Source organism: Streptomyces fulvoviolaceus (assembly GCF_000718165.1).
GTDB classification, from domain to species: Bacteria; Actinomycetota; Actinomycetes; order Streptomycetales; family Streptomycetaceae; genus Streptomyces; species Streptomyces fulvoviolaceus.
In genome coordinates this window covers 75487-98196 of the sequence record NZ_JOEY01000041.1, presented here as the reverse complement: position 1 = coordinate 98196, position 22710 = coordinate 75487, and the positions used below count along the sequence as shown (strand labels likewise).

The following is a 22710-nucleotide window of genomic DNA, read 5'->3' as shown; positions in this document are numbered from 1 at the left end:
CCAGCCTCGGCCGGCAAAATCCAGCCCCTCCGGCGTTTGAGGAGCGGGGTCTGGGGCGGAGCCCCAGAAGGATGGGACGGGTAGGGGCGGCGGGGGCGAGACACCTGGACGGTCACCCCGACGGACCCTCGTACGGCAGCAGCTCAGGCCGCTTCGGCGGCAAACCGTCCCCCGACGACCGGCCCGTCAGACGCCGCCCGATCCACGGCAGCAGGTGCTGCCGGGCGAAGCGCGCGTCCGCGACCCGCCGCGCGGCAAACCCTGGCGGCAGCGTGGCCGGGATCGGCGTACGCCACTCCGTGTCCTCGGGGTCGTAGCCGAGCGTCTGCCAGACGGCCTCGGCGACGCGGCGGTGGCCCTCGGCCGACAGGTGCAGCCGGTCCACGTCCCACAGGCGCGGATCGCCGAGGGACGGAGCGCCGTACAGGTCGACGACGATCGCGCCGTGCTTCTCCGCCAGCTCGTCGACGCAGACGAACAGCTCCTCCATGCGCGGCCGGAAGCGCTCCAGGACCGGGCCCTGGCGGCCCGGGCTGCGCATCAGCACGAGCTGCTTGCAGGACGGGGCGAGCCGCTCCACGGCCTCGGTCAGCAGCTCGCGCACGCGGCCCATGTCGCACTTGGGCCGCAGGGTGTCGTTGAGCCCGCCGACCAGCGTGATCACGTCGGGCTCCATGGCCGCCGCCACGTCGATCTGCTCGTCGACGATCTGCTGGATCAGCTTGCCGCGTACCGCGAGGTTGGCGTACCGGAAGCCGGGCGTGTGGGCGGCCATCCGGCCGGCGAGCAGGTCGGCCCAGCCCCGGTAGGAACCGTCCGGGAGCAGGTCCGACATGCCCTCGGTGAAGGAGTCGCCGACCGCGACGAGGCTGGAGTGTGTGGGTTTCTTCTGCATGGCGGAAAAGATGGTAACCCGGGCCCATACCCGTTGGTCGGTCGGGCCGACCAGCCCCTCACGCCCGCTGTCCGAACAGCTCCTGCAGTACGTCCTCCATGGTCACCAGCCCCGCCAGCCGCCCGTCGTCGCCGAGCACGGCCGCGACGTGCGTCCGGCTGCCGCGCATCGCCGTGAGCACGTCGTCCAGCGGTGTGCTCTCGCGAACCCGTGCGATCGGCCGCATGTCCCGCACCTGGAGCGGCAGGTCGCGTGGGGAGGCGTCCAGCGCGTCCTTCACATGCAGATAGCCGAGGATGCGGCGCCCGTCGTCCACCACCGGGAAGCGGGAGAACCCGGACTCGGCCGACAGCCGTTCCAGCTGCTCCGGGGTGACGCCCACGCGCGCGTAGACGACACGTTCCAGGGGCAGCACGACATCCCGTACGGGCCGCCGCCCCAGCTCCAGCGCGTCGCGCAGCCGCTCCTGCGCACGGTCGTCGATCAGCCCGGCCTCACTGGAGTCCCGCACGATCCGGGCCAGCTCGGCGTCCGAGAAGGTGGCCGCGACCTCGTCCTTGGTCTCGACCTTGAGCAGCTTCAGGAGGGCGTTCGCGAAGGCGTTGATCGCGAAGATCACCGGGCGCAGTGCCCGGGACAGAGTGACCAGCGGCGGGCCGAGCAGTAGCGCGCTGCGCACGGGCTCGGCCAGCGCGATGTTCTTGGGCACCATCTCGCCGAGCAGCATGTGCAGATACGTCGCCAGGGTCAGCGCGATCACGAAGGACACCGCGTGACCCGCGCCCTTGGGCACGCCCACCGCATGGAACACCGGCTCCAGCAGATGAGCGATGGCCGGCTCGGCGACGATACCCAGGACCAGCGTGCACAGCGTGATGCCGAGCTGCGCGGCCGCCATCAGCGCGGAGACGTGTTCCAAGCCCCACAGCACGCTCTTCGCACGCCGGTCGCCCTGCGCCCCTTTCTCGACGTACTGCTCGATCTGGCTGCGGCGCACGGAGATCAGCGCGAACTCCGCGCCCACGAAGAAGGCGTTGACGACGAGGGTCGCCAGACCGATCAGCAACTGGATGGCGGTCACTTGCTCTCCCCTTCCGTCGTCTCCTCGTGCAGTGGCGCGTGCAGCAGCAGGCGTGCGGCCCTGCGACCCGACGCGTCCACCACGTCCAGTTGCCAGCCCGCGACCTCGACCCGGTCACCGACGGCGGGAATACGGCCGAGCTCGGTCGCCACGAGACCGGCCAGCGTCTCGTACGGCCCCTCGGGCGCCCTGAGTCCGACGCGTGCGAGCTGGTCGGTGCGGGCGGAGCCGTCGGCGGAGAAGAGGGCCCGGCCCTCGTCATCAGTACCCGCCGACGCCAGGTCGGGCGTCTCGTGCGGGTCGTGCTCGTCCCGCACCTCGCCGACGACCTCCTCGACGATGTCCTCCAGCGTGGCCACGCCCGCCGTGCCGCCGTACTCGTCGATGACGACGGCCATGGTGCGCTTGCCGGACAGCCGGTCCAGCAGCCGGTCGACGGTGAGCGACTCCGGCACCAGCAGCGGTTCGCGCATCAGCTCGGAGACGCGCACGCGGGTCCGGCGGTCGGCGGCGACCGCCAGGACGTCCTTGATGTGCGCGGTGCCGACGACCGAGTCGAGGTTGCCGCGGTAGACCGGGAACCGGGAAAGGCCGGTCGCCCGCGTCGCGTTCGCCACGTCCTCGCAGGTCGCCTGCACGTCGAGGGCGATGACCTGCACGCGCGGCGTCATCACGTTCTCCGCGGTCAGGTCGGCCAGGTTCAGGGTCCGCACGAAGAGCTCGGCGGTGTCCGCCTCCAGGGCACCCGCCTTGGCGGAGTGCCGGGCGAGGGCGGCCAGTTCCTGGGGACCGCGCGCGGAGGCCAGCTCCTCGGCGGGCTCCAGGCCGAAGAGGCGCACCACGCGGTTGGCGGTGTTGTTGAGGTGCGTGATGAAGGGGCGGAAGGCGGCGCTGAACCAGCGCTGCGCGTTGCCCACCCGCTTGGCCACGGCCAGCGGCGAGGAGATCGCCCAGTTCTTGGGCACGAGCTCGCCGACGACCATCAGGACGACCGTCGACAGGGCCGTGCCGATCACCAGCGCGAGCGAGGACGCGGTGGAGCGTGAGATGCCCATCGATTCGAGGGGGCCCGAGAGCAGCGCGGCGACCGACGGCTCGGCGAGCATGCCGACCACCAGATTGGTGACCGTGATGCCGAGCTGCGCCCCGGAGAGCTGGAACGTCAGATTCCGTACGGCTTTCAGGGCGCCGGACGCGCCCCGCTCGCCGCGCTCCACGGCCCGTTCGAGCTGGCCGCGGTCGACGGTGGTCAGCGAGAACTCCGCCGCGACGAAGGCGCCACAGGCGAGTGAGAGCAGGATCGCCACCAGCAGGAGGAGCACTTCGGTCATCGGGTCACCTCCGTCCCATGATCGGACAGGGCAGGGAGGATCGCGCGATGTCGCGTACTGGGAGGCTCGCCCATGGGCGGACGCTCACACCTTTCATCGGGGGACCATGATGGTCCCCCAATAGTAAAGGACGGGCAAAACAGATCAGTCGGCGAGGGGCTTCACCCAGCGCCGCCACTTCTCCTCGGGCGTGTACCCCGCGGCACGCCAGGCATGGTGGGCGGTCTCGTTGCGCACCAGCACCATCGCGTCCCCGCGCCGCCCGCCGAGCGCCACGAACCGCTCCTCCGCGGCCGTGAGCAGCGCCGAACCGATACCCCGCCGACGGCGTTCCGGGTGCACCGCGAGCCGGTACAGATGACACCGCCAGCCGTCGAAGCCGGCGATCACCGTGCCGACCAGCTCGCCGTCCAGTTCGGCCAGGATCAGCGCCTCGGGGTCTCGGGCGACCAGCCGCTCCACGCCGCCGCGGTCGTCGCTGATGCTCGTGCCCTCGGCGGCCTCCTTCCAGAAGGCCAGTACGGTGTCGAGGTCCTCGGGCGTCGCGGCCCGTATCCGCAGGTCAGTCATACAGCGATCCCATCACGTACGCCTGAGGGGACCCGGGAATTCCAGCATGCGGACGTCACCGGCCGCGCAGCTTCTCCATGATCGGCGCGAACGCCTCCATGGACGCCTCCAGCACGGTCAGATACGAGAAGCCGTACCGCTCGCGCTGCGCCAGCACCTGCGCGACGATCTCCTCCTCCGTGCCGATCAGCATGATGGGCAGGTCCAGCGCCTGTTGCAGGGTCAGGGTCGGTACCCGGTGCAGGAACGGCGTGGCCACTGCCTCGCGGTCGTCGGTGACGACCACCATCTGGACGAGCAGGTTCAGTTCGGCCGGTTCCTTGCGGCTCTCGGACAGCCGCAGGTAGCGCGCGACGCGCTCGTCGAGTTCCTCGGCGGTGGCCGGCGTGAACTGACCGGTTGTACTTCCCGGCACCAGGGTCGCCCCCGTGAAGGCCGCGATGTCGGCGCGCTCGGCGGTCAGTTGCAGCATCCGGTTGCCGTTGCCGCCGATCAGCAGGGGGACACGGGGCTGCTGCGTCGGCTGCGGCTGGTGGTCCTCGGAGGCGAGCAGCCGTTCCAACTCCTCGATCGTGCGCTGGAGATGGTCCACCCGCTCGCGTGCGGAGCCGAACGGCAGCCCGGCCGTGTCGTGCTCCGCTTGTACATAGCCGGTGCCGAGGCCCAGCTCGAGGCGTCCACCGGTCAGCGCGTCCGTCGTGGCCACCTCGCGGGCGAGCAGCGTCGGGTTCCAGAAGCCCGCGTTGAGCACGAGCGTGCCCAGTCGGGGCCGCTCGGTGACCTCCGCCGCCGCGACCAGCGCCGGGAAGGGCGCGACCTTGCCGAGATGGTCGGGGACGAGGATCACGTCGTAGCCGAGTTCCTCGGCCTGTCGGCACTGGGCGCGCCATTCCCCGGCGGGTTCGGCGGCGGTCAGGTTGACTCCGAAGCGGAAGGGGCGCGGCATGAACTCTCCTCAGCAATAAGCGATTTGAGTACTCACCGCGATTCCATCACTCGTGCGCGATGGCCGCCAGCACATTCATGCGGGATGCACGCAACGCGGGCAGCAGCGCCGCCACGATGCCCACCACCGCCGAGCCGACGACGACCGCGACGATCGTGGTCCAGGGGATCGCCAGCACGTTCATGCCCTGCAACTCCAGTACCTGCTGGACGCACACGCCCCACACCAGCCCCAGCGCGAGGCCCAGCACCGCGCCGAACACCGCGATCACCACCGACTCCAGCCGGATCATCCGGCGCAGCTGGCGCCGGGCGAGCCCGATGGCGCGCAGCAGCCCGATCTCGCGGGTGCGTTCCACGACCGACAGGGCGAGGGTGTTGACCACGCCGAGCACCGCGATGACGATCGCGAGCCCGAGCAGCGCGTACACGAGGTACAGCAGGACGGCGATCTGGTCGTGGACCAGGTCCTTGTAGTCGGCCAGGTCGCGCACCTGGACCTGCGGGTAGGGGTCGAGCGTCTTCTCCAGGTTCGCGCGCAGGTCGTCGGGGCTCGTGCCGGAGGCGGCGTTCACGTAGAGCGCGGAGTCCTGCCCGCCCGGCGCGAAGCGTTCGAGTGTGGTCAGACCGAAGTACAGGCCGCCCTGAGTGCCGAACCCGTCGGCGCTCTCCTGGTCGGTGAGGGCTCCCACTGTCAGGTCCGTCTTCCGGCCGCCCTGGAACTCGACGGGGATCGTGCTGCCGACCCGCACGCCGTGGTCCCGCGCGAAGTCGACGTCCATGGCGATGTTCCCGTCCGCGAGCGCGGCCGCGGAGTCCCCTTGCGCGTAGGGGATGTTGGCGACCTCGTCGAGCTGCGGGTCGTAGCCCGCGGCGGTCGTCTCGACCCGGTCGCCGTCCGGCAGCCGTACCGCGACGGGTGTGAACCGTGCCCGTACGACGAGCCCCGCGCCCTCGGTCTTGCGCACCTGGTCGGTGACCTCCTGCGGGAACGGCAGGAAGTTGCCGTTCTGCACCACGAAGTCGGCGCCCAGCGTCTTGTCGATCTGCTCGTCGAAGGACTTCGTCATGGAGGCACTCGCCACCGACATCCCGCCGACCAGGGCCAGACCCACCATCAGCGCGGCCGCGGTGGCACCGGTACGGCGGGGGTTGCGCAGGGCGTTGCGCTGGCTCATCCGGCCGACCGGACCGAAGAGCGCGGGGAAGGCCCCGCCCAGCACCCGGATCACCGGCCGTACCAGCAGCGGGCCCGCGATCACGGTGGCGAGGAGGGTCAGGACGACGCCGAGGCCCAGGAGGGAGGCTGCGGACGCGGTCTGGGAGGATGCTGCGCAGCCCACGAGCGCGGCCGCGCCCGCCGCCCCGACGACGCCGCCCACGATCGCGCGCACCTTCAGCGGCCGCCCGATCCCGGCGATCTCGGCGTCCGCGAGGGCCGCCATCGGCGAGACGCCGGCCGCGCGGCGGGCCGGGAGATAGGCCGCGACGAAGGTGACGCCGACGCCGACGACGTACGCGGCGACGGGTGTTCCCCAGCCGATGGCCATCTCGCTGGACTTGATGTTCATGCCGAACGCGTTCATCAGCGCGATGAGCCCGGCGGCCAGCCCGATGCCCGTGGCGAGCCCCACCGTGGAGCCGACCAGGCCGAGCAGGGTCGCCTCGGTCAGCACCGAACGGCGGACCTGGCGCCGGTCCGCGCCCAGCGCCCGCAACAGGCCCAGCTCGCGGGTGCGTTGGGCGATCAGCATCGAGAACGTGTTGACGATCAGGAACACGCCGACCAGTACGGCGATACCGGCGAAGCCGAGCATGACGTACTTGATGACGTCGAGGAATCCGCCCAGTTGGTCGACGTCCGACTTCGCCTGCTCGTCGGCGGTCCGGTACTCGTAGGTGCCCGTACCGAGCGCGGCGGCCACGCGCTGTTTCAACTGGTCGTTGCTGACGCCCTCGTCGGCGTCGACCGAGATGCTGGTGGCGCCCTTCGCGTTGCCCAGCAGCTTGGTCTGCGCGGTCGCGGTGTCGAGGAACAGCAGGGTGGCACCGGGGTTGGTCGTGGTGAACGTGGCGATGCCGACGACCTCGACCTTGAACGACCCCGGCCCCGCGATGACGTTGAGCGTGTCACCGATGCGTACGTCCTTGCGGTCGGCGGTCTCCGAGTCGAGCAGCGCCTCGCCCGCGCCGTGCGGGGCGTGGCCGGAGGTGAGCTCCACGGGGCTGCGCTCGGTCGGGTTCCAGTCGGTGCCGATGGTGGGGGCGCCGGTGGTCGAGCCCACGTTCTCGTTCTCGCGGTCGACGACGGTGATGTTCTCGGTCTCGGCGTCCACGCGCGCGGCGGCGACCCCGTCGACCCGGGACACGCGGTCCGCGAGGGCGGCCGGCAGGGTGGGCGTCATGCCGGACGGGATGGCCTCGTCGAGGTCCTCCTTCGGGCTGACGGTGAGGTCCGGCGCGGTCGAGGAGAAGAGCCGGTCGAAGGTGCGGCTCAGCGTGTCGGAGAAGATCAGGCTGCCCGAGACGAACGCCACGGACAGGACGACGGCCAGCGCGGAGAGCAGCAGCCGCCCCTTGTGGGCGAGGAAGCTGCGGAGAGTCGCCTTGAGCACGGCCTCAGTCCTCGTCGGGGGTGGTGTCGTCGAACTGGCCGCGGATGCCGTCGAAGCGCTTCATCCGCTCCAGCACCGCCTCCGCCGTGGGCCGCTCCATCTCGTCCACGATCCGCCCGTCCCCGAGGAAGAGCACCAGGTCGGAGTGGGCGGCGGCGCCCGGGTCGTGGGTCACCATGACGACGCTCTGCCCGAGTTCGTCGACGGCCTCGCGCAGGAACCCGAGGACCTCCAGTCCCGCGCGCGAGTCGAGGTTGCCGGTCGGCTCGTCCGCGAAGATCAGCTCGGGGCGGGAGGCGAGCGCGCGAGCACAGGCGACGCGCTGCTGCTGACCGCCGGAGAGCTGGGACGGCCGGTGCTTGAGCCGGTCCCGCAGCCCCAGCGTGTCGATGACCTGGTCCAGCCACTTCTCGTCCGGCTTCTTGCCCGCGATGTCCATGGGCAGGGTGATGTTCTCGGCCGCGTTCAGCGTCGGGATCAGGTTGAACGACTGGAACATGAACCCGATCCTGTCCCGGCGCAGCTGGGTCAGCTCGCGGTCCTTCAGCCCCGTGATCTCGGTGTCGCCGAGCCACACCTGCCCGGCCGACACGGTGTCGAGCCCGGCCAGGCAGTGCATCAGCGTGGACTTCCCGGAACCCGACGGGCCCATGACGGCGGTGAACCGCCCGCGCGCGATGTCCACATCCACCGAGTCCAGGGCGATCACGGCCGTCTCGCCCGAGCCGTACGCCTTGGTCAGACCGCGGGCGCGGGCCACGATCCCGTCGGCCGACGCATGGCCGGGCGTGTGCTCCGCAGCAGGTGTGGACAAGGCCGCCTCCTAGCTCCTGGATGCCGGTACGTTCCCATCCGGTCGAGGGTAATGTGACGCGGCCCACACCCGGTATCCCCCGTGGGGTCGAGGCCGTCTCCACCCCAGGTTGGGCCCCTGATACCCGTGTAAGGGGCACGCTCCCCGTCGGGCATGGCCTCTTGCGGGTGCTAGCACCTCGGCGCTAGCTTTGTGGTATGGCCAAGACCCAACTGAACGTACGCGTGGACGAGGGCACCGCCCGCGCGGCCCGAGAACGCGCACTGGCCCGCGGCATGAGCGTCAACCGCTACATCGAAGAGCTGGTCAGGCAGGACACCGGCGAGGTGGGCCACACCTTCGTGGAGGCCGCCGCCGACTTCATGAAGCAGTACGAGTCCGTCTTCGCCGAGGAGTTCGGCACGGACACCCGAGCGGACCGGAGCGAAGGCCGTCACTGATCCCTTGGACAACCCGAACAACGCGGACCACCTCGGCATCGACCTCGCCTGGCTTCTGATGCTCGCCGAACAGAAGACCCCGGGGGATCCCCAGGTCGCCGACTGGGGCGCCCTCGTCGCCGCCGTCGCGCGCCACGAGGCCCAGATCTTCGACGTCCCCGTCTACGACAGCTCGCACGCGCGTGCCGCCGCGCTGCTCCAACTCCTCATCCACGTCCCCGCGTTGGAGCGCTCCAACGCCCTGTTCGCCTCGGCCGTCGCCTACGCCTACCTCGTCGCCAGCGGCCACAAGGTCGTCACCTCGCCGGAGCGGGTGCGCGACCTCGCCCGACTGGTGAAGAGCGGGGAGGTCTCGGTGCACGACATCGCGCGGGAGCTGCGCCAGTGGTGTCTGTGATCACCGATCGGTGCGTGCCGGCCGCCATGCGGTGCCGAGCACGCAGTAGGAGGTAGGGAGCTTCGGGCCCCTCTCCGGTATCGACACCCGCCGGTAAGGGCCGAGTTCGAATCCGGCGTCCCGCAGTGCGCCGATCGGGTCCCGGGCCACGTGGCAGCCGCCGTTCAGCGCCGGCCACACCGTGCGGTCCAGGGCGCGCTGCGTGAAGTGCATCGCCCGGCCGCCGCCCTCGCCGTGCTCGAAGAACCGGACGACCCCGCCGGGTCGCAGCACCCGCCGCACCTCGGCTAGGGCACGCGGCACGTCGCGCACGCTGCACAGCACCAGCGAGATCACGACCGCATCGAAGGCCTCGCTCTTGACCGGCAGCGCCTCCGCCGCCCCCGGGACCACGTCGACCGGTACTTCGGAGCGCAGGGCGGCCTCCACGGCCAGCTGCCGCAGCAGGCGCTCCGGTTCGATCGCCACGACCTCCGAGACGGTGCCCGGATAGTGCGAGAAGTTCAGGCCGTTGCCCGCGCCGATCTCGATCACCCGCCCGGACAGCCCGGTGAGCATTCGGGCACGTATTCCGGCCATGCCGAAACGGGTCTCGGCGGCCTTGCTGAGGCGGGCGTAACGGCGGGCGAACAGCGGGTGGTGCACGGGATCGCGTGGCAGCTTGCCGCTGCCTGCGGACCTTGGCGGCATGGCGACCTCCCGGGCAGGACGGGGCCCTACCTGGATTGTCCCCCGAACGCGCCCCGCGCACCCCCCGCCCGTGGGCTAGGCGACGAAGTCGCGCACCTGCTCGTAGACGCCGTAGTCGTTGTTCATGTCGGTGTGCGAGACGCAGCCGACCTCGACGTTGGTCGCACCGCTGAGGATCGCGGTGGTGTCCGGGGTGAGCGCGTCGTCGCAGTTCGACCAGTAGCTGGCGTAGGCGACACTGCCCGGTGTCTCGTCGCCGGAGTTGAGCGAGGTCAGGAACGAACTGCCCGTGTACATCTCGGCACACGACGTGTACAGCCAGGTGCACCACGAAGCGGTCGTCGTGCCGTGGTTCACGCCTGCGGTGGAGACGAAGTCGTCGACGTACGCGGTCCCGCCGAGGTTCTTCAGGTAGTAGCGGGCGCTGAGCGCGCCCATCGAGTGGACGACCAGATCGACCTTCGAGGCGCCGGTCGCGGTGAGCACCCGTTGGACCTCGGTGGCCAGTTGCTGGGCGGTGGTCACGTTCGACTGCGACCAGCTGTACGACCAGGCGTCCAGCTCCGAGGCGGTGTAGCCGTCGGCCTCGAAGTCGGCGGCCCAGTCGTCCCAGCTGCTCGACGAACTGCTCAGGCCGTGCACGAAGACGATCGGGTTGTGGGTCGCGGCGTGAGCGGGCGCCGCGGCGAGGGAGAGGGACAGAAGGAGCGATGAGACCAGGGCCGAGACGACCGCTGAAATGCGACGCGTGGAGCGTTGCATGATGCCTCCTGATACGGGTGGGGTTGTCAGGAGTGTCAGGCGGGTCTACGCGCGCCGCATCGGCGAAATCGCCGGTCTTTACGGGTCAATTAACTCGCCAGTAACGTCAGTCGCGTGGTGACTCCGGTGAACCCCCAGCCTCTCGACCGCGCTTCGCTGCCGCGGCGCCTGGCTTCCGCGCTTCCCGAGGGCGTACGGGTGCGGGTGCTGCGTGCCGTGTACGGCGATCCGCGCGCCGCCGCCGAACTCGTACCGCTCCTGACCGACAGACAGGCGGCGGGCCTTGACCCGCTCCCGACGGAACCCGCCGAACTGGCACCGTCGTTGCTGCGCGCACACCGCGCGGAGATCCGGCTGCTGCCGGACGACACCCGGCTGCTTCTGCTCCTCGCCGCGGCCGACCAGTACCCGGTCGCCACCCATGCCTTCCTGCGTGCCGTCACGGCGGCCCGCCTCGACACCCGCCCGCTCGAGGCCGCCGAGGTGGCCGGCATCGCGCACGCGGGGGCGGGCGGTGTCGTCTTCCGTGACGCCTGGACCAGGATCGCCGCGTACGAGTCCGGCTCGGCGGCGGACCGGCGCGACGTCCACCGGCTGCTGGCCCGGGTGCTGCGCGGCGACGTCGAGACGCCCTGCCGCTCCTGGCACCGCGGAGCGGGCGCGCTCGGCCCGAGCGGACGCCTCGCGGGGGAGCTGCGCACCGCAGGGGCCCGGGCCCGCGAGACGGGCCAGCCCACCCTCGCCCGTGTGCTCCTGGAGCGGGCCGCCGAGCTGTCCCCCGATCCGTCCGAGCAGGCCCGGCTCCTCGCGCGTGCCGCCACGGACGCCTGGCAGGCGGGCGACGGGGACCGCGCCCGCCGCCTGGCCGCCGCCACCGACGACCACACGCTGACCGGCTTGATCGCGCTGCGTGCCGGAAACGCCACGGAGGCCTTCGACGCGCTGCTGACGGCAGGTGTCCAGCAGGAGAGAGGGAACGGTTCTGCAGATGGCCGCGAGGTGACACGTGAGAACAGCGCGCCCGACGCCTCCGCCCCCGCGGCCCACCTTTTCGCCCGCGCCGCCGAGGCCGCCATCTACACCGGTGACCTGCGCCGCTGCCGGGAGGCCGCCCGGATCGCCGAGCGGACGGGGATCGTGGTGCCCGGCACACTGGGCGGGCTCGCGGCCGCCTTCGAGGGACGGTACGAGGACGCGCGGGACCTGCTGGAGGCGGCTGCAGGGCGGTGCGGTCCGGGAGGCGACCCGACGCTGCTGGTCCACGCCGGCATCGCCGCTCTCCTGCTCGGCGACCACACCCGCGCCGCCACCGCGACGGTGCGGGCGGCCGCCTCGGCGCGGGCGCTGGGCGCGACCGTCACCGTGGCCCAGGCCCTGGAGTTCCGGGCCTACGCGGACTTCTGGACCGGGCGCCCGCAGGCCGGCGCGGCCACCGCGGCGGACGCCCTGCGGCAGGCCCACGCCACCGGGCAGGACAACGGCGCCTGCCATCTCCAGGCCGCCCTCGCCATGTTCGCGGCGATCACCGGGGACGCGGACACCTGCCGGGAGCGCGCCGCGGCCGCACGGTCGTACGCCCTCGCCCGCGGCCTCGGCCTGCCCGCCGCCCTCGCCCAGTGGGCGCTCGCCTTCCTCGACCTCACCAGCGGCCGCTTCGCCGCGGCGGCGGCCCGCCTGCGCGCCCTCGCCGGATTCGGCCCCGGCCACGGCCACCGGGCCATCCGGCACCTGGCCACCCCGCACTACGTCGAGGCCGCCGTCCGCACCGGCGACACCCGGATCGCCCGGGGCGCCCACGCCGACTACCACCGCTGGGCGACCGTGGTGCGCAGCCCCGACGACCTCGCCCTCAGCGCCCGCTGCCACGCCCTGCTGGCACCAGGAGCGGAGGCGGTCGAGCACTACCGCACGGCACTCGACCTGCACGCGCACGGGACCCGCGACTTCGAACGCGCCCGTACGGAGCTGCTGTTCGGGGGCGCGCTGCGCCGACTCCGCAGCCGTACGGAGGCACGGGACCGGCTGAACAGCGCCCTGGAGGCGTTCGAGCACTTCGGGGCGCCGCACTGCGCGGCCCAGGCCCGCGCCGAACTCCGCGCCCTCGGCGCACCCGCCTCGCCCGCGCACGGCGTGACCGAGCACCCCACCACCCGGCTGACGGCCCAGCAGCTGCTGGTCGCCCGCATGGCCGCCGAGGGCGCCACCAACCGCGAGATCGCCGCCCGCCTGGCTCTCAGCCCCCGCACGATCGACCACCATCTGCGCGGTGTCTTCGCCCGGTTGGGCATCCGGTCGAGGATCGATCTCGTGCGACTGCTGGCGGAAGAGGACTCGTCTTAGGGGGCTTCCCGCACCCGGAACGCCTCGGCGTCCCATGTCCCGTCCAGCCGGGGCGCCAGCCAACCGGCCGCCGTGGAACGGAAGTCGGCCGGAGCCAACCCCCCGGCCCCGGCCGGCAGGGCGCCGAGCAGCGGCGCTCCGGAGACGTCCGGCAGATCCGCGACGTTGCAACGCGACGCGAGATCGGGGGAGTCGGGCCAGCTGCCGATCACGAGCCCCGCCAAGTCGAGCCCCCGGGCGCGGAGTTCACGCGCCGTCAGCTCCGTGGTGTTCAGCGTGCCGAGGCCCGCCGACGCCACGACCAGTACCGGCGCGGACAGCAGCCGGGCCGCGTCCGCGAGTGTTCCGCCCGCCGCGTCGAACCGGACGAGCAGCCCGCCCGCCCCCTCGACCAGCACCAGGTCGTGCTCGGTGGCCAGCTTGGCGGCGGCCTCGGCGATCTCGTGCGGATGCACCGGCGCCCGCCCGGCCCGCCGTGCGGCCGTCGCGGGTGCCAACGGCTCGGGGTACCGGGCGAGTTCGGCCGTGGTCACGCCACCGGCGAGGCGCGCGACCTCCTCGGCGTCCCCGGGCTCGTCCGGCCGTACGCCCGTCTGTGCGGCCTTCAGCACGGCCACCGTGCGTCCGGCCGCGAGCGCGGCGGCGGCCACGGCGGCCGTCGTGACCGTCTTGCCGACCTCCGTGCCGGTACCCGTGATCACCAGAATCGGCATGTCACCCCTCCTGAGCCGCCGCGCGCACCGCGCGCGCGATCCGCGCCAGGTCCGCGTCTCCGGTGACGTACGGCGGCATCGTGTAGATCAGGTCGCGGAACGGCCGCAACCACACACCCTCGCGTACGGCCGCCTCCGTGGCGGCCTTCATGTCGACGGCGTGGTCCAACTGCACGACCCCGATGGCACCGAGGACGCGTACGTCCTGCACCCCCGGGATCTCAAGGGCCGGCGCCAGCCCTTCCCGCAGCCCCGCCTCGATCCGCTTGACCTCGGCGAGCCAGTCCTGGCCGAGGAGCAACTCGATCGAGGCGCAGGCGACGGAAGCGGCCAGCGGATTGCCCATGAACGTCGGGCCGTGAGCCAACACGGGGACCTCGCCCCGCGAGATGCCGTCGGCCACCCGCGGCGTGCACAGCGTCGCCGCCATGGTCAGGTATCCGCCGGTCAGCGCCTTGCCCACACACATCACGTCCGGCGTCACCGCCGCGTGCTCCGCCGCGAACAACGCGCCCGTGCGCCCGAACCCGGTCGCGATCTCGTCGAACACCAGCAGCACGTCGTGCGCGTCGCACGCCTCGCGCAGCACCCGCAGATAGGCGGGGGAGTGGAACCGCATCCCGCCCGCACCCTGCACCACCGGCTCGACGATCACCGCGGCCAGTTCGTCGGCGTGCCGCTCGATCGCCGCGCGCAGCTGATCGGCGTACGACTCCTCGTACTCGGCCGGAGGCGCGTCCACGAACACCTGGCGCGGCAGCACCCCGCTCCACAGCTCGTGCATCCCGCCCTCGGGGTCGCACACCGACATCGGCTGCCAGGTGTCGCCGTGGTAGCCGCCGCGCCAGGTCAGCAGGCGCTGCTTGGAGGGGCGGCCCAGCGAACGCCAGTACTGCAGGCACATCTTGATGGCGACCTCGACCGACACCGAACCCGAGTCGGCGAGGAAGACGTGCTCCAGGCCGTCGGGCGACATGTCGACAAGGTGCTTCGCGAGTCGGACGGCGGGCTCGTGGGTGAGCCCGCCGAACATCACGTGGCTCATCCGGCCGAGCTGGTCCCGCGCGGCCTCGTTGAGCACCGGGTGGTTGTAGCCGTGGATGGCGGACCACCAGGAGGACATGCCGTCGACGAGCTCACCCGAGCCGTCGGCCATGCGCAACCGCACTCCGCTCGCCGACTCCACGACGAGCGGTTCCTGCCGCCCGGGCATCGGACCGTACGGATGCCAGACGTGCCGCCGGTCGAGCTCCAGCAGCTCCGGCACAGGCAGGCCGGGCAGGTCAGGCATTGGGCGCGAGGTCCGTTCCGGCACCGCGACGACGTACGGCGACCAGGTCGGTACGGGGCTCGCTCACGGCCGGCGCGGCAGCCGACGTACCGCAGACACCGCCACCCTCATGGGACCCGCACCCGGCACCCTCATGCGACCCGCAGCCGCTCCCAGCGCTCTCGTGCGACCCGCATCCGCCCCCGGCCGTCGCCCGGTGCTCCGGCAGGGTCACCTCGCCGGCGCCCTCCACCTCGAAGCCGGCGTCCGCGATCATCTCCAGGTCGGCCTTGCCGGCCTGGCCCTCGGTGGTGAGGTAGTCGCCGAGGAAGATCGAGTTGGCAAGGTTGAGGGCAAGGGGCTGCATGGTGCGCAGGTGGACCTCGCGGCCGCCCGCGATCCGCACCTCGACGTCCGGGCACACGAACCGCACCATCGCCAGGATCCTGAGGCACCGCTGCGGGGTGAGGTTCCACTCCTTGGCCAGCGGGGTGCCCTCGACCGGGATCAGGAAGTTGACCGGAACCGAGTCCGGGTCCAGCTCGCGCAGCGAGAAGACGACGTCGACCAGGTCCTCGTCGCTCTCGCCCATACCGGCGATCAGGCCCGAGCAGGCGGACAGGCCCGCCCCGTGCGCCTTCTGCACGGTGTCCACCCGGTCGGCGTAGGTGTGCGTGCTCGTGATGTCGCCGTACGTCGCCTCGGACGTGTTGAGGTTGTGGTTGTAGGCGTCCGCGCCCGCCTCGCGCAGCCGCTCGGCCTGGCCGTCGGAGAGCAGACCGAGACAGGCGCACACCTCGACGCCCTCGTTCTGGTCCTTGATCGCCTTGATGGTGCCCGCGACACGGTCGACGTCACGGTCGGTCGGACCGCGTCCGCTGGCCACCAGGCAGACCCGCTTGGCGCCACCCGCCAGCCCGGCCGCCGCGGCCTGCGAGGCCTCGTCCGGCTTGAGCCAGGTGTACTTCAGGATGCCGGTGGTGGAGCCGAGCCGCTGGGAGCAGTACGAGCAGTCCTCGGGACACAGCCCGGACTTCAGGTTGACGAGATAGTTCAGTTTCACCCGGCGCCCGAACCACTGCCGGCGCACCTTGCCGGCCGCGGCCACCACATCCAGCAGGTCGTCGTCGGAAGTGGCGAGGACGGCCAGCGCTTCCTCGCGGGTCGGCAGCTCGCGCCGCAACCCCTTGTCCACCAGCGTGTTCAGCAGGTCCATGAGAGCCGATCCTGTCCTAAGGAGCCGCTCCCGGCCAAGGAGAGTTCGTACAAGAGAGGGCTTTCGACGTGTGGGTATTGCCACATCATGGGTGGCGGGCGCTCCGGCTAGTGTCTGTCCACTGCCTACAAATTCCCCCGGAGGAGCCATGGCGTTCGGCTGGATCGACGAGCAGGCGGACGTACGCCGCCGCGCCGGACTCGTACGGACCCTGCGCCCGCGCCCCGCCGACTCCCCGCTCCTGGATCTCGCGAGCAACGACTACCTGGGTCTGGCCCGCCATCCCGAGGTCACCGAGGGCGCCGCGCGGGCCGCGCGGACCTGGGGCGGGGGAGCGACCGGGTCCCGGCTCGTCACCGGCACCACCGAACTCCACACGGAACTCGAACGCGAACTGGCCGACTTCTGCGGCTTCGAGGCGGCCCTCGTCTTCTCGTCCGGCTACGCGGCGAACCTCGCCGCCGTCACCGCACTCGCACCGCACGGCTCGCTGATCGTCTCCGACGCGGGCAACCACGCCTCGCTCATCGACGGCTGCCGGCTGGCCCGCGGCACCACCCAGGTCGTCGCGCACGCCGAGCCGGACGCGGTGCGCAAGGCACTCCAGACGCACGACGGGCCCGCCGTCGCCGTGTCCGACACCGTCTTCTCGGTCGACGGCGACGCGGCCCCCCTGGCCGGGCTCGCCGAGGCATGCCGGGAGCACGGTGCGGGACTCGTCGTCGACGACGCCCACGGGCTCGGCGTCCTCGGCACCGGCGGCCGGGGCGCCCCGCACGCGGCGGGCCTCGCGGGCGCCGACGACGTGGTCGTCACGGTCACCCTGTCCAAGTCGCTCGGCAGCCAGGGCGGAGCCGTCCTCGGCCCCGCCCGGGTGATCGACCACCTGGTCAACGCGGCCCGGACGTTCATCTTCGACACGGGCCTCGCCCCCGCGGCGGCGGGCGCGGCCCTGGCGGCCCTGAGACTGCTGCGCCGTGAACCGGAGCGGGCCGCGCGGGCGCGCGAGGTGGCGAGCGAACTGCACGCACGCCTGACCGCCGCGGGTCTGGAAGCCGTACGGCCGGACGCCGCGGTCGTCTCCGTGCGCGCCCCCTCCCCGGAGGGGGCCGTGCGATGGGCGGCCGACTGCCGTGAGGCAGGACTGTCCGTGGGCTGCTTCCGTCCTCCATCGGTGCCCGACGGCATCTCACGGCTGAGGCTGACCGCCCGCGCGGACCTCTCCGAGGGGCAGATCGAACGCGCTGTACGTGTGATCGGCGAGACGCGACCATGAGTCGGCGTGACACGGCCGTGCGCCGAGTGGGAGCGAAGTGATCAGAACGCGGCCGTGAAGCCCGCCCAGCTCTCGGGGGAGAAGAGCAGCGCGGGTCCGGTCGGGTTCTTGGAGTCGCGCACGGCGAGGAGTCCGGCCGCTGGGCCGGACGACGGCCGAGCCGTCTCCACACAGTTGTTGGCTCCGGTGCTGTAGCTGCTGCGCAGCCACCGCACGCCGTGCAGATCGGTACTGGAAGGTACGTTCCGAGGCATTGCGGACATGGTGCCTCCTTACGCGCCGTCACCTATCCCGGCGATGTAATCCAACGAGTCCTCGGGCGAAAGGGCGTGGATCTGAAGGGCGTTGAAGGCCTCCGTATAGGCCTGGAGGTCTTCTTTCCGTTCGAGGTAGAGGCTACTCGTCAAGTGGTCGAGAACAACCACGTCCAGATCAGATGTGCTCGAAAATGAGAAGATTACGAAAGGCCCGGTGATGCCGATGTGCGCCCCGGCAGTGAACGGAAGTACCTGGAGCCGCACTTGTGGCAGGAGCGCCGCCTCCAGGAGCCGTCGCAGCTGGCGGGCCATGACCTCGGGTCCGCCGATCTCCCGCCGCAGCACCGCCTCGTCCAGGACAGCGGTCAGCTCCAGCGGCGGATGCGAGCGCAGTACGTCCTGCCGGGCCAGCCGCACCTCGACCAGCGCGTCGAGCCGCTCGTCGTCGAGGCCGTCCACCGAGGCGCTGGTCACCGCACGGGCGTACTCGGGCGTCTGCAGCAGCCCGGGCACGACCGAGGTCTCCAGTGTGCGCATCGCGCTCGCCTGGGACTCCAGGCTGATGAAGTCCCGGTAGGTGGGTGGGAGTACCCCGCGGTACGCGTGCCACCAGTGGTGCCGGCCGCCGCCCTCGTCGGACCCGGCCAACGCCAGCAGCAGCTCCCGAAGTTGGGCATCCTGTACTTCGTAGGCGTCCAGGAGTAACCGCACATCGGCCGGTTTCACGCCGCTGGCGCCGGTCTCGATGCGGCTGACCTTCGACTGGTGCCAGCCCACCAGCCGGGCGGCCTCGCCACTGGTGAGCCCCGCACTCGTGCGCAGCGCACGCAGTTCGGCGCCCAGTTTCCGGCGGCGCACCGCGGGACCGTGCTGCATGGGGTACTCCTTACTCCTTCCGAGCCACCCAAATACGGTCTTCCGTCGCAGAGTTCACCGCTTTGAGCGACAGATATATGCATATCTTGGTGGATCGCCACCCGCCACCGGCTCGGTAATGGCAGTCTGGCGACGAAGCACCAGTCCGGGACCGTACTCGAACCATCCGCTCCGTGTCGGACTGCGGTCCCGTGGGAAAGGGACGACCTGGCCATGGCAGACCACCTGGAAGCATCCGTCACTCTGCCGAGCGATCCCGCCTCGGTCTCCACGGCCCGCACCTATGTCCTGACCACACTGGCCGAGTGGGGTCTGCCACCGGACTCCGACGTGGCCGAGACCATCCGGCTCATCGTCTCCGAACTCGCCACCAACGCCGTACAGCACACCTTCGGGCAGTCACCCACCTTCACGGTGGACATCCAGCTCGACCGTGACGAACAACTGCGCATCGGGGTCACCGACAGCCACCCCCGCTTCCCCAAGCGCCTGCCCGCCGCGGTCCAGCAGGACAACGGCCGTGGCATGGTGATCATCCGCTGGCTCACCGCAGAGTGCGGCGGCAAGCTGAGAGTCCGGCCCACCAGAGAGGGTGGCAAGACCGTCTCCATCGAACTGCCCTGGACCGTACCGGCGGAGCCGGTGACGGCCGTGGGGCAGCAGGAGCCGTAGCAGCCGTAGGTGAGGTCAGATCGGCCACGCACGGCCGAACGCCCCCCGCAGCAGCGCCCGGAAGGCCTCCGCGGCAGGCGAGGCCTCCTCGCCGCGGTGCGCGACCGAGATCGTACGGCGCAACCCGCCCCCCTTCCAGCAGCCGCAGCCCCACCGGCGTGACCGCTGTCCGTGCCACCGGCTCCGGTACGACCGCCATCCCGAGCCCCACACTGACCAGCGCGCACACCAATGTGTATCCCGGAGTCGTCACCAGCGCCGAGGGTGTGGCTCCCGCCCCGGCTGGCGCCGCCCATACCCTGCCGCGCCGATGCCAGGGCGCCATGCTGACGAGCGGCTGCCCTGTCAGTTCGGCCAGAGGGAGCCGAGAGGCCCCGTCGGCGAGGGCATGGCCCGGCGCGGTCACCAGCACCAACTCCTCGACCAGGACCGGATCCAGGGAGACGGACGCCGGGAGCACGACCGGTGCGGCGGGCTCGTACGTGTGCGTCAGCGCCAGCAGATGGATGCCCGTGGTCTTAAAGATGCCGAGCCGCAGCGCGCCGCCCGACAGCCCGGCCGGCCGGGCCAGTTCGTGCCGCGCTCGCTCCAACTCGTCGAGCAGCCGCCGGGTCCGCGCCAGCAGCAACTCACCCACACCGTGAATCGCGCGCCGCGATGATGCCGTACGAGAAGAGCCGTGCCCGCCTCCCTCTCCAGCTTGGCCAGTTGCTGGGAGAGCGCGGGCGGGGTGTAGCCGAGGCGCTCGGCGGCGCGGTGATGGAGCCGGGGGAAGCGGTGAGTCCCGACGCGAGGTACCGTCCTCCGGGTCAACATCGAGGGCGGGCTGCTCCTGCACACGGCCCTCGCCGCGGCCGTACTCGCTGTATCGCACACTCCAACTGCTGTGCGGCGCCCACGTGTTGTACCTGGGCGTTCGGACTCTGTCGGCGCTGCGGCTGGCGCCCATCACCCCGCGGGCCGCGCGGCCCGCGCGGGTCGTCGTGGGGAGGGGGCACCGGGGGTGCGCTGACGGCTCTGGGCGCGGTGCTGCTGGTCGAGCCGCTGTTGGCAGCCTGACCGTGGCAAGCGCCGGGGATGCCCGAGGGGGTGACGGCAGGTCAGGTCGCCGTCACCCCCTCGGGAGCGTCACTTGACCCGGCCGTACCAGACGCTCTTCGTCCAGATCTTCTGCAGTCTCACCACGTCCCCGGTCTTGGGGGCGTGCCAGATCTTTCCCTTCCCGGCATAGATGCCGACGTGGTAGACGCTGGAACCCGAGTGGAAGAACACCAGGTCTCCGGACTTGCGGCTGCCGGCGGAGATGTGGCGTGTCTTGTTGTACTGCTGGGCCGCTGTGCGGGGCAGTTTCTTGCCCGCCTTCTTGAACGAGTACAGCGTGAGCCCTGAGCAGTCGAAGCGGTACGGCCCCGTGGCCCCGTACTTGTACGGGGAACCCTTCTTGGAGGCCGCGACCTTGAGTGCCTTCGTCGCCGACGTGGCGGCCGCGGCGTCTGTTGCGACACCCGGGACCACGACGGAGCCGCCCACTGCGGCGATGGTGAGGGCCGAGGCCGTACCGGCCCGGACCATGAGCGACGGGACACGATTGAGCGCAGTCATGCGCAACCCTTCGTCAGCCGCCTGTGAAGGATGACCTGTCGGATTCGGGCTGGCGAAGTTGCCCGGCCGCGGCTGCGGCTTCACCCCAAGGGCTGCTCGGCCCGGTCATGGCGCGACCGTTCCGGCGACCCGTCTTGCCTGGGTCCTCCACTCCTGCCGATCCACTCCTGTCGACCGGGCATCCGGGCGGCGGCAGGATTCGGCGTCCGCCCGGACCGCCCCGCCGCTGCGGCGGGGTCTTGTCGTCAGACAGGGATCTTGGCTCACGGATGTCCCAAAAACCCAACGGAACCGGGGGTTTGTGTTGTTACTCACCACTCACCCGTTCGGGTGGACACCCGTGTGTTCGAAGGAGTGTCGAGAGCCCCGAGGAGCCCCGGACCTGCACAGGAACTCCTCATTCCGCTCTCGGCTACGCGCGTTGTGCAACCTTGACGGTCGCGAAAAAGGAGCCGGGACTACGCCGATCGGCGGTACCCCGTTCGGTCCGTTTCAACGCCGGTCCGGACGCTCCGTCAGGCCGACGGGTCGCCCGGACCGCCCGTGTCTGCCCGTGTCTGCCTCAACTGTCGGCGTGGGGCGGCACGGTGACCCGGGCCGTACGCCGCTCGCCGTCCAGGACCCGCAGGGCCCGCGCCAGGGTGGCGGCATGCAGTTCGTTCTCGCCCCGCCGGTGCATGAGGGCCAGCGCGTCGCGCAGTTCGGTCGCCTTGGCCACCAGTGCCTGGGCCGCGCGCAGTCCGCGGTACGTGTCCCCGTGCCGAGCCGGGTTGATCCGGCCGAGGAGGTCGGCCGCGTCGAGGTAACGGTCGATCAACTCGCCCTCGGCGCGCGTGAGGGCGGGCAGGGGTGGAAGGTCCGGCACCATCGGCACATCACCTCGCGCCGGGCGTGGGGTGCGACGCCCTGCGGCTCGGGATGATCCGGTCCGCCAGCCCGTAGTCCAGCGCCTCCTGCGCGTCCAGGAACTTGTCCCGCTCGATGTCGGCACTCACCTGCTCGGGACTGCGGCCCGTGTGCCGCACGAGCAGCTCCTCCAGACGGGCCCGGATCCGCGTCAACTCGTCGGCCTGGATGGCGAGATCGCTGGCCTGCCCCTGTACCGGCTCGGGCAGCGAGGGCTGATGGATCGTCACGCGCGCACCCGGCAGCAACGAACGCTTGCCCGGGGTGCCGGCCGCGAGCAGCACCGCGGCGGCGGAGCCGGCCTGGCCGAGGCACGTCGTCTCCACGTCGCAACCGACGTACTGCATGGTGTCGTAGATCGCCGTCATCGCGCTGAACGAGCCGCCGGGGGAGTTGATGTAGAGCGCGATGTCCCGGTCCGGGGCCTGGTGCTCGAGGTACATGAACTGCGCCATCAGGTCGTTCGCCGACGTGTCGTCGATCTGCGTCCCCAGGAAGACGATCCGCTCCTCCAGCAGCTTCGAGTACGGATCCATCGTCCTGTGCCCGGAGCTCGTGCGTTCGTGGAACTCGGGCAGGACGTGGCGGGCGGTCGGTCGGGTCATGGGTACCCCTCCTTCGGCGTCTGTAAAAAATGTACAGGACGTACGTGACGTTATGATGGGGGTATGGCCTACGAGATTCCGGTGACGCAAGCCAGGGCTGAGCTCGCCGACCTGATCAACCGGGTGGTGTACGGCGGTGAGCGCGTCGTCGTGACACGGCACGGCAAGCCCCTCGTCGCCCTGGTCTCCGCCGCCGACCTCGAACGGCTGGAGGAGCTCCAGGAGCCCGCCGTCGAGGATCAGGTGATCAGCGCGGTCTCGGCCGTGCGCGAGGTCGCGTCCGCTCCCCGCGAACCGCAGCGCTTCGGCATCGCGGCGCATCACCGGGGGGCCGGTCCCTCGTAGGGCGCCCAAAGCTCGTAGGCGCGAAAAGGCCGTAGACGCGAAAAGACCGTGCACCCCCGCTGCAGCGGGGGTGCACGGTGCGACCGGCCGGT

Annotated in this window: 23 protein-coding genes and 1 pseudogene; 6 read left to right on the top strand and 18 right to left on the bottom strand. The window is 71.3% G+C overall.

Going from position 1 to position 22710, the window contains the following annotated elements:
* Positions 1 to 112: 112 nt before the first annotated feature.
* The 7 genes from IG08_RS0136955 to IG08_RS0136925 form a co-directional block, all read right to left on the bottom strand.
* On the bottom strand, positions 113 to 895 hold the full coding sequence (locus IG08_RS0136955; protein ID WP_030613248.1) for an SGNH/GDSL hydrolase family protein: 783 nt from the start codon (positions 893 to 895) through the stop codon (positions 113 to 115).
* 58 nt (positions 896 to 953) lie between these two features.
* Positions 954 to 1976 (bottom strand): hemolysin family protein, encoded by a 1023-nt coding sequence (locus tag IG08_RS0136950; RefSeq protein WP_030613245.1) that lies wholly within the window; start codon positions 1974 to 1976, stop codon positions 954 to 956.
* Positions 1973 to 3307, bottom strand: coding sequence for a hemolysin family protein (locus tag IG08_RS0136945; protein WP_030613242.1), 1335 nt, complete (start codon positions 3305 to 3307; stop codon positions 1973 to 1975). The genes IG08_RS0136950 and IG08_RS0136945 overlap by 4 nt, the downstream gene beginning before the upstream one ends.
* 144 nt (positions 3308 to 3451) lie before the next feature.
* Positions 3452 to 3877, bottom strand: coding sequence for a GNAT family N-acetyltransferase (locus tag IG08_RS0136940; protein WP_030613238.1), 426 nt, complete (start codon positions 3875 to 3877; stop codon positions 3452 to 3454).
* A 55-nt stretch (positions 3878 to 3932) separates the two neighbouring features.
* On the bottom strand, positions 3933 to 4823 hold the full coding sequence (locus IG08_RS0136935) for an LLM class F420-dependent oxidoreductase (protein WP_030613234.1): 891 nt from the start codon (positions 4821 to 4823) through the stop codon (positions 3933 to 3935).
* Positions 4824 to 4869: 46 nt separating this feature from the next.
* Entirely contained in the window at positions 4870 to 7437 is a 2568-nt protein-coding gene (locus tag IG08_RS0136930) for an ABC transporter permease (RefSeq protein ID WP_030613229.1), read from the bottom strand.
* A gap of 4 nt (positions 7438 to 7441) precedes the next feature.
* On the bottom strand, positions 7442 to 8251 hold the full coding sequence (locus IG08_RS0136925; RefSeq protein ID WP_030613226.1) for an ABC transporter ATP-binding protein: 810 nt from the start codon (positions 8249 to 8251) through the stop codon (positions 7442 to 7444).
* A 197-nt stretch (positions 8252 to 8448) separates the two neighbouring features.
* Between IG08_RS0136925 and IG08_RS0136920 the strand changes: the two genes are divergently transcribed.
* Together IG08_RS0136920 and IG08_RS0136915 are read left to right on the top strand one after the other, a co-directional pair.
* The gene (locus tag IG08_RS0136920; protein WP_030613223.1) at positions 8449 to 8691 is read left to right on the top strand and encodes a hypothetical protein; all 243 of its coding nucleotides are present in this window, start codon (positions 8449 to 8451) and stop codon (positions 8689 to 8691) included.
* 58 nt (positions 8692 to 8749) lie between these two features.
* Entirely contained in the window at positions 8750 to 9088 is a 339-nt protein-coding gene (locus IG08_RS0136915; RefSeq protein ID WP_052425016.1) for a hypothetical protein, read from the top strand.
* Here the strand turns inward: IG08_RS0136915 and IG08_RS0136910 are convergent, their stop codons facing one another.
* Both IG08_RS0136910 and IG08_RS0136905 read right to left on the bottom strand, forming a co-directional pair.
* A complete protein-coding gene (locus tag IG08_RS0136910; protein ID WP_030613204.1) occupies positions 9089 to 9778 on the bottom strand; it encodes a class I SAM-dependent methyltransferase in 690 nt (229 codons plus the stop codon).
* Between the two features lie 75 nt (positions 9779 to 9853).
* On the bottom strand, positions 9854 to 10540 hold the full coding sequence (locus tag IG08_RS0136905; protein ID WP_030613201.1) for an esterase/lipase family protein: 687 nt from the start codon (positions 10538 to 10540) through the stop codon (positions 9854 to 9856).
* 114 nt (positions 10541 to 10654) lie between these two features.
* On the opposite strand from IG08_RS0136905, the gene IG08_RS0136900 reads away from it, so the two are divergent.
* Positions 10655 to 12880 carry a helix-turn-helix domain-containing protein gene (locus IG08_RS0136900; RefSeq protein ID WP_030613198.1) on the top strand — a complete coding sequence of 742 codons (2226 nt, stop codon included), beginning with the start codon at positions 10655 to 10657 and terminating at the stop codon, positions 12878 to 12880.
* On the opposite strand, the gene bioD is transcribed toward IG08_RS0136900, so the two are convergent.
* From bioD to bioB, 3 genes are read right to left on the bottom strand one after another with little or no spacing between them, the layout of a single operon-like run.
* The gene (gene bioD, locus IG08_RS0136895) at positions 12877 to 13593 is read right to left on the bottom strand and encodes a dethiobiotin synthase (protein WP_030613196.1); all 717 of its coding nucleotides are present in this window, start codon (positions 13591 to 13593) and stop codon (positions 12877 to 12879) included. The two genes, IG08_RS0136900 and bioD, sit on opposite strands and share 4 nt — an antisense overlap.
* A gap of 1 nt (position 13594) precedes the next feature.
* Positions 13595 to 14884, bottom strand: coding sequence for an adenosylmethionine--8-amino-7-oxononanoate transaminase (locus IG08_RS0136890; RefSeq protein ID WP_030613193.1), 1290 nt, complete (start codon positions 14882 to 14884; stop codon positions 13595 to 13597).
* A complete protein-coding gene (gene bioB / locus IG08_RS0136885) occupies positions 14877 to 16079 on the bottom strand; it encodes a biotin synthase BioB (RefSeq protein WP_030613190.1) in 1203 nt (400 codons plus the stop codon). The genes IG08_RS0136890 and bioB overlap by 8 nt, the downstream gene beginning before the upstream one ends.
* A 148-nt stretch (positions 16080 to 16227) precedes the next feature.
* Between bioB and IG08_RS0136880 the strand changes: the two genes are divergently transcribed.
* The gene (locus IG08_RS0136880) at positions 16228 to 17355 is read left to right on the top strand and encodes an 8-amino-7-oxononanoate synthase (protein WP_030613187.1); all 1128 of its coding nucleotides are present in this window, start codon (positions 16228 to 16230) and stop codon (positions 17353 to 17355) included.
* 41 nt (positions 17356 to 17396) lie between these two features.
* On the opposite strand, the gene IG08_RS0136875 is transcribed toward IG08_RS0136880, so the two are convergent.
* Together IG08_RS0136875 and IG08_RS0136870 are read right to left on the bottom strand one after the other, a co-directional pair.
* The gene (locus IG08_RS0136875; protein ID WP_030613184.1) at positions 17397 to 17618 is read right to left on the bottom strand and encodes a DUF397 domain-containing protein; all 222 of its coding nucleotides are present in this window, start codon (positions 17616 to 17618) and stop codon (positions 17397 to 17399) included.
* A 9-nt stretch (positions 17619 to 17627) separates the two neighbouring features.
* The gene (locus IG08_RS0136870; RefSeq protein WP_030613180.1) at positions 17628 to 18488 is read right to left on the bottom strand and encodes a helix-turn-helix domain-containing protein; all 861 of its coding nucleotides are present in this window, start codon (positions 18486 to 18488) and stop codon (positions 17628 to 17630) included.
* A 213-nt stretch (positions 18489 to 18701) separates the two neighbouring features.
* Here IG08_RS0136870 and IG08_RS0136865 point away from each other — a divergent pair, with 213 nt between their 5' ends.
* Positions 18702 to 19160, top strand: a complete 459-nt coding sequence (locus tag IG08_RS0136865; RefSeq protein WP_030613177.1) for an ATP-binding protein — start codon at positions 18702 to 18704, stop codon at positions 19158 to 19160.
* Between the two features lie 15 nt (positions 19161 to 19175).
* Here IG08_RS0136865 and IG08_RS57690 read toward each other — a convergent pair.
* The 4 genes and pseudogenes from IG08_RS57690 to IG08_RS0136845 all read right to left on the bottom strand — a co-directional run bounded on the left by IG08_RS57690 (position 19176) and on the right by IG08_RS0136845 (position 22273).
* A pseudogene (locus IG08_RS57690) lies at positions 19176 to 19976 on the bottom strand (LysR family transcriptional regulator).
* 312 nt (positions 19977 to 20288) lie between these two features.
* On the bottom strand, positions 20289 to 20762 hold the full coding sequence (locus IG08_RS0136855) for a C40 family peptidase (RefSeq protein ID WP_030613174.1): 474 nt from the start codon (positions 20760 to 20762) through the stop codon (positions 20289 to 20291).
* Between the two features lie 562 nt (positions 20763 to 21324).
* Entirely contained in the window at positions 21325 to 21630 is a 306-nt protein-coding gene (locus IG08_RS0136850; RefSeq protein ID WP_030613172.1) for a hypothetical protein, read from the bottom strand.
* A gap of 7 nt (positions 21631 to 21637) precedes the next feature.
* Positions 21638 to 22273: an ATP-dependent Clp protease proteolytic subunit gene (locus IG08_RS0136845; protein ID WP_030613168.1), complete on the bottom strand. Its 636-nt coding sequence runs from the start codon at positions 22271 to 22273 to the stop codon at positions 21638 to 21640.
* A gap of 63 nt (positions 22274 to 22336) precedes the next feature.
* Here IG08_RS0136845 and IG08_RS0136840 point away from each other — a divergent pair, with 63 nt between their 5' ends.
* Positions 22337 to 22618, top strand: a complete 282-nt coding sequence (locus IG08_RS0136840; RefSeq protein WP_030613164.1) for a type II toxin-antitoxin system Phd/YefM family antitoxin — start codon at positions 22337 to 22339, stop codon at positions 22616 to 22618.
* Positions 22619 to 22710 lie beyond the last annotated feature (92 nt).